This window comes from Pelotomaculum sp. PtaB.Bin117, from assembly GCF_002067195.1.
Taxonomy (GTDB): domain Bacteria; phylum Bacillota; class Desulfotomaculia; order Desulfotomaculales; family Pelotomaculaceae; genus Pelotomaculum_D; species Pelotomaculum_D terephthalicicum.
The window spans coordinates 1-8662 of record NZ_MVQM01000142.1 but is presented as its reverse complement, the minus strand read 5'-3'; the positions used below and the strand labels follow the sequence as shown (position 1 = coordinate 8662).

Below are 8662 nucleotides of genomic sequence, written 5' to 3'. Positions count from 1 at the left end.
TGAAGGTTTAAGCAAAAAAGGGCCCTTCCTGACGGGTGCGGGCTGGACAAGACACCTGAACTGGTGGCTGTACTACTTTAAAAAAGTGGGGGTTATAGAAATGGAAAAAGAGCATTTTGAACCCAATATGGATGAGTTAAAGAAATATTTTGGCCCGGAAAGCGGCATAAACACGCCGGATAAGGCATTTACCTTTATGCTCGGCGTGCTATATGGAAAATTGCTGCAAGTTCAGGCCGCAAGAGGTGTTAATGTAAGCGCGAATGCCTTAAGTTGGTTGAAGCGTCTTACCTTACGAGGAAAAGACCTGCCGGAGTTGTACATTAAGGTTAGGGAAAAGCTGCTCGCCTACGATACTGAGAAAAACGAAGAAGTCAGAAAACTTATCACTGAAATAGGTCGGGTAGGTTTAAAATTGAATATGGAAAATATTAAGCTAGATGATGTTCAAACAAACTATTACCTTTTATTGGGGCAATCAATGACGGCGGATATATTGCCAGCCAAAGAAAAAAACAAGAGGAGTGAAAATTAATGGAAGGCATGACAAAAACATTATCCGGGAGAAGAGAATTTCTATTTTTGTATGATATTAAAATGGGAAATCCCAATGGCGATCCCGATGAAAACCGCCCAAGAGTACTGCCGGACGGAACATATTATGTTACCGATGTGCGTTTAAAGCGTTTTGCCAGAGATTTTTTAAAATTTAGAGGACAAGACATTTTGGTCGACAACATTGAGGGCAGAACAACCAACCTGACCGGCCGGGTGATTCATTACCTGAACACTGTCGGCAAAGACAAGGCCGAAGGCAAAGAATTGGTTGATATTCTTTTGAACGCTTTTATCGATGCCCGGCTTTTCGGCAGTTCTTTTGCTTTCAAAGCAGGAAAAATTAAAGATAAAGACGGGAAGGAAGTGGACTGGGAGCCCAAACCGGAACCCAAGACAATGACAGGCGCCGTTCAGATCAACATGGGTGAAGTACTCCACCGGGCTGAAAGTGTAGATATTCACGGAACTTCAGTGTTTGCCAGTGATCAATCAAAAGAGCAGGGAACTTTTACCACCTATTTCGGCCTTCGCTACGCATTAATTGGATTTTCAGGGGTGGCAAATGAGCATTCGGCCAAGATTTCCAAAATGACTGACGCTGATTATAAGCTGTTTTTGAAATCTCTCTGGCACGGTGTCCGGTCGGCGGCGAATACAAGGACAAAAGTAGGACAGATACCTCACTTATTAATCAGCATAGAATATAAACCTGGCGAGGAGTTTCAGTTCGGCAGGCTGCATGACTATGTGGAATTAGTTGCCACCGGTGATAAAGAGGAACGGGCTTGGTCCTCACCGGCAGATTTTAATGTCGGTATTGATAAGCTGCTAGCCAGGATTTCGGATCAGGCTAAGCGGATTCAGACAATCCGTTATGCCGTTTCAAAGGATATTCAAATTGTACCCAAGTTACCGGTCGAATGGGAATTGCTAGATATTGAATGTTCGCCTGAAGGTTGCTGATACTCTATGATAAAACTAATAAACTTTCGATTGCATGGGCGTTTCGGCCACTTTCTCCGGGCAGATGCAGGAGCAAGCGCCATAAGCTACCCTATACCACCAAGGACAGTGATTATGGGGATCATGGGAGCCGTGCTTGGTCTTCCTAAAGATCAGCCACAGGAATTACTGGAGCCAATGCATGTCGCTTTATCCGGCAAAATTCCTGTTACACACTGGCACAAGGCAAAGTTGAGGAAAGATCCCCCTGAATCGCTTTCCTACATTATTAAAAGGTCACAAAAACAAGAAAAAAATACTAAGCCGGAAAAAGCAACATTGATTACCCAGGAGTGGTTATTCAACCCATCTTACGAAGTATGGGTCGGTTTGCCTGAACCATATCATACCGAGCTGGAAAATCGCATCAAAGAGCGGAAGTGGTATTTCCAGCCGAGCCTGGGGTTGTCGGAAATGATGGCCGATATTGAATATATTGACTCCATTACAGTTGATAAACTACCGGAGGGAACCTATTCCATTGAAACAGTAATTAGACAGGATTATGTTCAGCTTGATATTGAAAAGTGTTACGCTGAAAAACTTGCCATCAATCTCCTGCGCATGCCAAGGACAGTTACACCCAAGAGAGTCTTTAACCACGCTAATTATTTCATGGAAAAAGACGCCCGTCCAATACCGTTAAAGACGTCCGAAGCATACCTGGGTGAGGAAAGGGTTTTGATGTTTCTATGAATAAAAGGGTCAATTCACACCCGCATCTTTTTTTGAGTGAGCATATCGAACAGATAAATAAGGCGCTGCATGGCATTTGTAACTGGCATTCACCGGAGACAATGACGCCGTCAATTGAAAATACACTGCAAAAGCTTGTTTTATTGCACGACTTGGGTAAAGGCACAACTGCTTTTCAAGATTATATAAAAAACCCGGCTGAATACAGAGGTGCCACAAATGAAAAATCTCATACTACTTTATCGCTGATTTTTACTCTTGCCAAGGCTATTGATGAAAACTGGGAGGAATTAGAGACTTTTATCCTGGCCGCAGCTGCAAAGGGTCATCACGGAAGGCTTCCAACAGTGCCTGAGAGAAAGTTTGACGGGGTTAGTTGTCCAGAATGGGATATCGACAACTTTGCCGGCGGTAAAAAGGCCAGACTAATTAAAAAGCAGCTAAATATGGTTAATTATTCTGGTCTGACTAAAGAAACCGGGCTAGATCTTAAAACGGTTTCACAGTTAATCGCAAATGATAATTTCTCAAGACTCCTCACAAAGCTAAAGAAGTTTCTAACGAATAATATTAACATGAAATTTTTATCTTTATCAGAAGGGGAAGCAGTTAATTTTAGGTTGAGGGCGCAACTTATTTACTCTGTATTTCTTGAGGCTGATAAAGCATTTCTGGCTGTTTCCGAGCCCGCACATTATTTAAAAAGAGAAGCACGGCACTGGCAAGTACAGTGGATTGACCGGTATATCGGGTCTCCGCCTGACACAAAAACAAACCGCTTAAGGCTAAAAGTCAGGGGCGATGTGTTAAAAGTTATTGAACAAAATAAAACCGACAGGGTTTACAGCCTGACCGCACCCACCGGGAGCGGCAAAACCCTCCTGGCAGCTACCTGGGCTTTCAGGCTGAGGGAAATTATTGCCTCCTTACCTGCCGCACCCCCGAAAATAATAGTTGTATTACCTTTCCTATCGATCATTGACCAAACGACAAAAGAATATAAAAAGCTTCTGCAAACCGGTGGCTATGAAACTGACGGCGCCTGGTTGTTGACCAGCCATTCCCTTTCCGACCGGAACTACGCTGAATGGATGGAAAAAGAAGATGAACCGTTTTTTGTAGATACTTGGCGCAGCGAGTTGGTGATCACCACTTACGACCAGTTCTTGATGAGCCTGATGGACCCGAGAGCCAAATACCAGATGCGTTTTCACAGCCTGTGCGACGCTTTAATAGTTATGGACGAGGTACAATCTCTCCCCTGTAAATTGTGGCAACCTCTGGAAAGCATCCTAAATAGCCTTTCCGCAACTTGCAACAGCAGGATTTTATTAATGTCGGCAACACTGCCGCCATTCGTGAAAAACGCAATTCCGCTTCTTCCCGCTTACGAAAAATATTTTTCCCAATTTAAGCGGTACATGTTTCTTTTCAGACTTAAAAACAAACTGAGTATTGAAAAATTCAGGGAGGAGATTGAAAAAAGACTACCTATATGGATCGCAGGAAAGAAACGTGTCTTAATTACCCTCAACACACGAAAATGTGCCCGGATAATAAGAGATTCATTGGTTGATTCGATTATGGAGGAGCATAATCTACCTGTTTATTTCATTAGCGCTGATGTTACACCCCTTGATCGCTTAAGAACGATAGAGAGAATCAAAGAAGGAAAACCATGTGTTGTTGTTTCAACGCAATGTATAGAAGCCGGAGTCGATATCGATATGGATCTGGTTATCCGGGACTTTGCACCACTGGATAGCCTAGTTCAGATTGCCGGACGATGTAACCGTGAGGGGAAAAAGGGGCGCTGTAAGGTAGAAGTAATTGACCTGGCAGACGAAGATGAAAAAAGGTTTTCGGAAATGATTTATGACCCTGTTCATCTGCAGGTCACTCGGGAATTAGTTGAAGATATATCTGAAGTGCCGGAAGAAAACGTTCTGGATTTATCCAACTGTTATTTTAATCAACTGTTTAGTAAAAAAGATACCGGCAGAGTTCATTTGGAAAGGTTCGCCCGCTGGCAGGAGGACCTACCGGTGCATGAGTTATTACGTGGGAAAGAACATAGACAACATACCTTCTTGGTAATTGAGGAAGACCCTGCCCTAGAAGAAGATATGGATAAAGCTAATAATATTACTGACCGCTGGAAACGCAGAGAAGCCTGGAGAAGACTTGCCGGCCGTATAGCCATGGTTTCTGTTAGTATTTATGCAAATCCTTATTTTCAACCGCAACAAATTGCCAACGAGCACTGGGGACATTGGCTGTTACGAGAAGGATATTATTCAAGCGACTGTGGCCTATTAGTTGAGGGGACCGTGGTGATATTATAAAATTCTGCTTTTCTCCTCAATTTTATTATACTAAGGGCTATCAAGCAGTTGCGCTTTTTGGGATGATAATCAGGAGCAGAGGGACAATCCATATGTGCGGAGGGGAACTGATTTACCTGGACCGGAATAAGGAGGGGTGATTAACTATGAATCAGCTGTTCTTTCAATGCCGGGCCATAACTCCAATGTTCATGGCCGGAGCCGATAACAAAGCCCGTCAAGCAAGCGCACTGGAATTACGGGCGCCTTCGATAAAAGGCGTGATGCGCTTCTGGTGGCGAGCCGCGCAGGCGGAAAGCGACATAGCAATACTTAAACGGAAAGAAGCGGCAATCTTTGGCGGTACAGGTGAGAGAGAGGGAAAAAGCAAATTTAGTATCAGAATTTTGAACTCGGCTGGAATAGGAGTTGGTGATTGCCGGGAATACAAGCCATTACCTCACCATACTGGTAACAGTAGTTGTTTTTGTGTACAAAAACAAGTTGAAAAAAGGTGCAGCAAAGGGCGGCCGCAACTTGCTATTACTACTGACCATATTTTTTCTGTAGCGTTTAGCAATTCTTTTGAGCTATTGCCACAAGATTTCACACAAGAACATTTAAAGTCCCTGTTTACCCTTACTGCAATCCTGGGCGGATTGGGTAAAAGGAGCCGCCGGGGTTTCGGCAGCTTTCAAATAACACAAGTAAACGGACAAAGTCAATCAGTAGCCGTAGACTTAAATCCCCCAAGCTGAAAAGATTTATAATCCATTGGAAGACCCTGATCTTTTGGAACGATCTTACAATGCTTTTCAATGTCATCGGGGAAAGCTTCGTGAAAAAGATTTAATAGATATCATTGAAGAAGTCTACAAGAACTACCGGATTGATGAAACAAAACCTTTTCAGGACGCATTGAAAGTATATAAACAAACTCAGCAAAAGAGGATGGCCATTTTTGACGGCAGGTTTGATGAAGATGAACAAGAAGTAACACGCCAGTCTAAATATGATACTATTTCAACCATACCTACCTGTTTTTTCGAAAATACTATCATTTTGCCACCCCAAGATAGAAAATGGTTTGAAGTTAAAGTACCGTTATGGTATTTTATGAAAAATAAAAAAGTTTATAGTGGTTTATCTTTTTGTAACCTTAAATATGACAATGAAATTGGCGCTTTACTGGAGCCAGATGAATCAAAGCCAAATATAATATAATTCGCTATAACATCTTCCAAAACTCTTCTTCCGATATTCTAAGCTGCTGTTTCAATATCTTTCGCCACAAGTTGGCGGGAATTTCCTTGCTTACAGAATGACTAACTCTTGTTCGTAAGATATCGCCATTGGCCAACACTTTTTCATAATACCAATGGTCTGTGTCCCTAATCATGACCCAGCCATTCTTTTTACAGTATCTTTTTAGGTCGCCGAATTTCGGGGGCATATTTTAAAACTCCAGGAGGGATTTAATTTCCCGTTCACTGTCGCAAAGCAAAATCCGCATAATATAAGGAAAATGTGTCTTGCGGTTTGGGGCGTTCAAAAATAGTTGGAGCCGGTCAAGATAATCTTGAGCGTAGATCATCATCTCTTTAACAAGCTCGTCAACAGCTTCGCCCAGGTTTGTCGCATTGACGGCTATGTCGATTTCATTTAAAGCAACTGTTAAAGAACCATCTTCTTCCGGTAAAATCTCCGGTTTTAGAAGGTAAGCCTTTAGTATATCCTGTTGCAATTCTCGCCGGAGCAATAAGACTTCTTCGTTTTGGCGGCGGTTAATGATAACCGGTAGATAACGGTGCCATACGTTATCATAAATTTCGGTCAAGGTTTTACGCGCATTAGTAAATTTTATCTCTGTAAGCATGGTCATACCTCCCAACCTCACTTTATCACAAGATGTACATTCTGTACAGATAAGATATGTTGAAAAAGAAAAATAATACCTTATTTAATATAACTAATGAAAATAATTTAATAACGGCTAAATAGTAGTCAACATCACTGGCGGCACCACAACTATGCAGCCGTCGTGCAACAAATTGCCTCGCGCGCAAGGGAAATGGGTTTGCTTGTGTAGCTTGCGGCCCTGGTGGACAGGCGGCCGCCGCAGAATCAGAGGGACAATCCCTATGGGCGGGGGAACTGATCTGGTTGGACCGGAATAAGGAGGGGTGATTAACTATGAATCAGCTGTTCTTTCAATGCCGGGCCATAACTCCAATGTTCATGGCCGGAGCCGATAACAAAGCCCGTCAAGCAAGCGCACTGGAATTACGGGCGCCTTCGGTAAAAGGCGTGATGCGCTTCTGGTGGCGAGCCGCGCAGGCGGAAAGCGACATAGCAATACTTAAAAGGAAAGAAGCGGCTATCTTTGGCGGTACAGGTGAGAGAGAGGGAAAAAGTAAATTTAGTATTAGAATTTTGAACTCGGCTGGAATAGGAGTTGGTGATTGCCGGGAATACAAGCCATTACCCCACCATACTGGTAACAGTAGTTGTTTTTGTGTACAAAAACAAGGTGAAAAAAGGTGCAGCAAAGGGCGGCCGCAGCCTGCTATTGCTACTGACCATATTTTTTCTGTAGCGTTTAGCAATTCTTTTGATCTATTGTCACAAGATTTCACACAAGAACATTTAAAGTCCCTGTTTACCCTTACTGCAATCATGGGCGGATTGGGTAAAAGGAGCCGCCGGGGTTTCGGCAGCTTTCAAATAACACAGGTAAACGGACAAAGTCAATCAGTAGCCGTAGACTTAAATTATATCTTAAGTTTACTCGAATTACTCGCGCCTCAAAAATATTATATATCGGGTAACAATATCGTTTTAGAAGGTAATTGTGACGGGAGTTATCCATATATCAAGGAAATCACCATAGGCAAACTTTATAGGTCAATTGACCGGTTGCTGGAAGTCATCGGAGAGGCATCTCATGATTATGCAAGTATGTACCTTGGAACCGCGGCAAAAAGACAGCGATTGGCCTCGCCTATTTATGTTTCCGTGATTGCGGAAGGAAATCAATTCCGTCCAGTCATTACCACTCTAAACACAGAGTTTTCTCCGGGATATCAAGCAGGCCCGCTAAATACTCAGAATAGCTTTAAGGTGGCGATTTTATGAAGAACTTGTTTTTGTTCAGCATCAGTCCGGTGCAGTCATTTATTGCTCAGGCCAGAAAAACCCAGGATCTCTTCGCCGGTAGTTATATCCTTTCCCATCTATGCCGGGTAGCCATAGAAAAAGCAAGGGGAGAACCTTATCAAGCTGAGATTGTATTCCCGGACCCGTCGAACGAGACATTGCTCAACCGCTTCTTAGCAATTGTTGGGGAAAACACGAAAGAGTATCTTGCGGGTATGGGCTGGGCTGTTGAAAATGCCGTCAGGTCTGAATTCCAGCACATGGGCGATGCAATTCTGGATAAAATGGGTCTGCCCAAGCCGCCTGAATTTGACGAACAGATAAAGACTCACTGGCAGATCTTCTGGCTTTTTGAAGAGTTTGAAGAAGGATGTTTTGCGGATGCTTATAAAAAAGCCGAGCAAACCTTCGGAGCTTTGAAGAATTAAATTCCTTTATAAGTGGCGGTACGGGGACGAGTGGACCGTAGATTTGTTGAATACTTTAATCAATAAGATTAGGAAGAACAAAGCAATTGATCAGCATGTCCCGAATGGTATCGTTAACCGGACAGAAAACCTCTATGTCCGCGAATTTTCCAACACGTTTATAAAAAATCTCAACAGGGAAGTGTGGCAGTTGCTTGATGATAATATTGAAAACATTGAGTTTAATGTGGACAAGCTGATTGTAACTGAAATCAAAAGGCTCATACGCAGATCCTGCCTGCTTGGAAGAGAACCGGAAGAAGCACAGGCGGAATATGAAAAAAGAAAAAATGGAGCTGTATCCTTACTCTGCAAAACGACCGAAACACTGTACACAAACAGCGCCAGCCTGGAAAACTTTCTTGCGACACTGAATATTGCCGATTTTCTGGCGCGGGAGGTGAAATCATGATTATCCGCATGGAGGCACTTGACACACTTTTCTTCCGGGACGGCAAG

Annotated in this window: 11 protein-coding genes; 9 read left to right on the top strand and 2 right to left on the bottom strand. The window is 43.1% G+C overall.

What is annotated here, in order from left to right:
• Positions 1–85: 85 nt before the first annotated feature.
• The 6 genes from A4E54_RS10250 to A4E54_RS10225 all read left to right on the top strand — a co-directional run bounded on the left by A4E54_RS10250 (position 86) and on the right by A4E54_RS10225 (position 5804).
• Positions 86–535, top strand: a complete 450-nt coding sequence (locus tag A4E54_RS10250) for a hypothetical protein (protein WP_502687939.1) — start codon at positions 86–88, stop codon at positions 533–535.
• Positions 535–1521: a type I-B CRISPR-associated protein Cas7/Csh2 gene (cas7b, locus tag A4E54_RS10245; RefSeq protein ID WP_286726043.1), complete on the top strand. Its 987-nt coding sequence runs from the start codon at positions 535–537 to the stop codon at positions 1519–1521. Before A4E54_RS10250 ends, cas7b begins: the two co-directional genes overlap by 1 nt.
• Before the next feature lie 6 nt (positions 1522–1527).
• Complete coding sequence (gene cas5, locus A4E54_RS10240; protein ID WP_286726041.1) at positions 1528–2256, top strand: CRISPR-associated protein Cas5; 729 nt, start codon at positions 1528–1530, stop codon at positions 2254–2256.
• A complete protein-coding gene (gene cas3, locus A4E54_RS10235) occupies positions 2253–4601 on the top strand; it encodes a CRISPR-associated helicase Cas3' (protein ID WP_286726039.1) in 2349 nt (782 codons plus the stop codon). Before cas5 ends, cas3 begins: the two co-directional genes overlap by 4 nt.
• 146 nt (positions 4602–4747) lie before the next feature.
• Positions 4748–5338 carry a type III-B CRISPR module RAMP protein Cmr1 gene (cmr1, locus tag A4E54_RS10230; RefSeq protein ID WP_286726036.1) on the top strand — a complete coding sequence of 197 codons (591 nt, stop codon included), beginning with the start codon at positions 4748–4750 and terminating at the stop codon, positions 5336–5338.
• 16 nt (positions 5339–5354) lie between these two features.
• Positions 5355–5804, top strand: coding sequence for a hypothetical protein (locus A4E54_RS10225; protein ID WP_286726033.1), 450 nt, complete (start codon positions 5355–5357; stop codon positions 5802–5804).
• 4 nt (positions 5805–5808) lie between these two features.
• On the opposite strand, the gene A4E54_RS10220 is transcribed toward A4E54_RS10225, so the two are convergent.
• Together A4E54_RS10220 and A4E54_RS10215 are read right to left on the bottom strand one after the other, a co-directional pair.
• A complete protein-coding gene (locus A4E54_RS10220; RefSeq protein ID WP_240084210.1) occupies positions 5809–6033 on the bottom strand; it encodes a type II toxin-antitoxin system HicA family toxin in 225 nt (74 codons plus the stop codon).
• Between the two features lie 3 nt (positions 6034–6036).
• Entirely contained in the window at positions 6037–6456 is a 420-nt protein-coding gene (locus tag A4E54_RS10215; protein ID WP_240084211.1) for a RelB antitoxin-like protein, read from the bottom strand.
• 317 nt (positions 6457–6773) lie between these two features.
• Between A4E54_RS10215 and cmr1 (A4E54_RS10210) the strand changes: the two genes are divergently transcribed.
• From cmr1 (A4E54_RS10210) to A4E54_RS10200, 3 genes are read left to right on the top strand one after another with little or no spacing between them, the layout of a single operon-like run.
• Entirely contained in the window at positions 6774–7715 is a 942-nt protein-coding gene (gene cmr1 / locus A4E54_RS10210; protein WP_240084212.1) for a type III-B CRISPR module RAMP protein Cmr1, read from the top strand.
• A complete protein-coding gene (locus A4E54_RS10205) occupies positions 7712–8164 on the top strand; it encodes a type III-B CRISPR-associated protein Cas10/Cmr2 (protein WP_286726029.1) in 453 nt (150 codons plus the stop codon). The genes cmr1 (A4E54_RS10210) and A4E54_RS10205 overlap by 4 nt, the downstream gene beginning before the upstream one ends.
• A 43-nt stretch (positions 8165–8207) precedes the next feature.
• Entirely contained in the window at positions 8208–8615 is a 408-nt protein-coding gene (locus A4E54_RS10200) for a hypothetical protein (RefSeq protein ID WP_240084214.1), read from the top strand.
• The last annotated feature ends 47 nt before the right edge of the window (positions 8616–8662 follow it).

What these genes read in the sequence shown, in the direction of transcription:
- cas7b (WP_286726043.1), top strand. Translation starts at nt 535, where the DNA reads ATGGAAGGCATGACAAAAACATTATCCGGGAGAAGAGAATTTCTATTT.
- cas5 (WP_286726041.1), top strand. Translation starts at nt 1,528, where the DNA reads ATGATAAAACTAATAAACTTTCGATTGCATGGGCGTTTCGGCCACTTT.
- cas3 (WP_286726039.1), top strand. Translation starts at nt 2,253, where the DNA reads ATGAATAAAAGGGTCAATTCACACCCGCATCTTTTTTTGAGTGAGCAT.
- cmr1 (WP_286726036.1), top strand. Translation starts at nt 4,748, where the DNA reads ATGAATCAGCTGTTCTTTCAATGCCGGGCCATAACTCCAATGTTCATG.
- A4E54_RS10220 (WP_240084210.1), bottom strand. Translation starts at nt 6,033, where the DNA reads ATGCCCCCGAAATTCGGCGACCTAAAAAGATACTGTAAAAAGAATGGC.
- A4E54_RS10215 (WP_240084211.1), bottom strand. Translation starts at nt 6,456, where the DNA reads ATGCTTACAGAGATAAAATTTACTAATGCGCGTAAAACCTTGACCGAA.
- cmr1 (WP_240084212.1), top strand. Translation starts at nt 6,774, where the DNA reads ATGAATCAGCTGTTCTTTCAATGCCGGGCCATAACTCCAATGTTCATG.
- A4E54_RS10205 (WP_286726029.1), top strand. Translation starts at nt 7,712, where the DNA reads ATGAAGAACTTGTTTTTGTTCAGCATCAGTCCGGTGCAGTCATTTATT.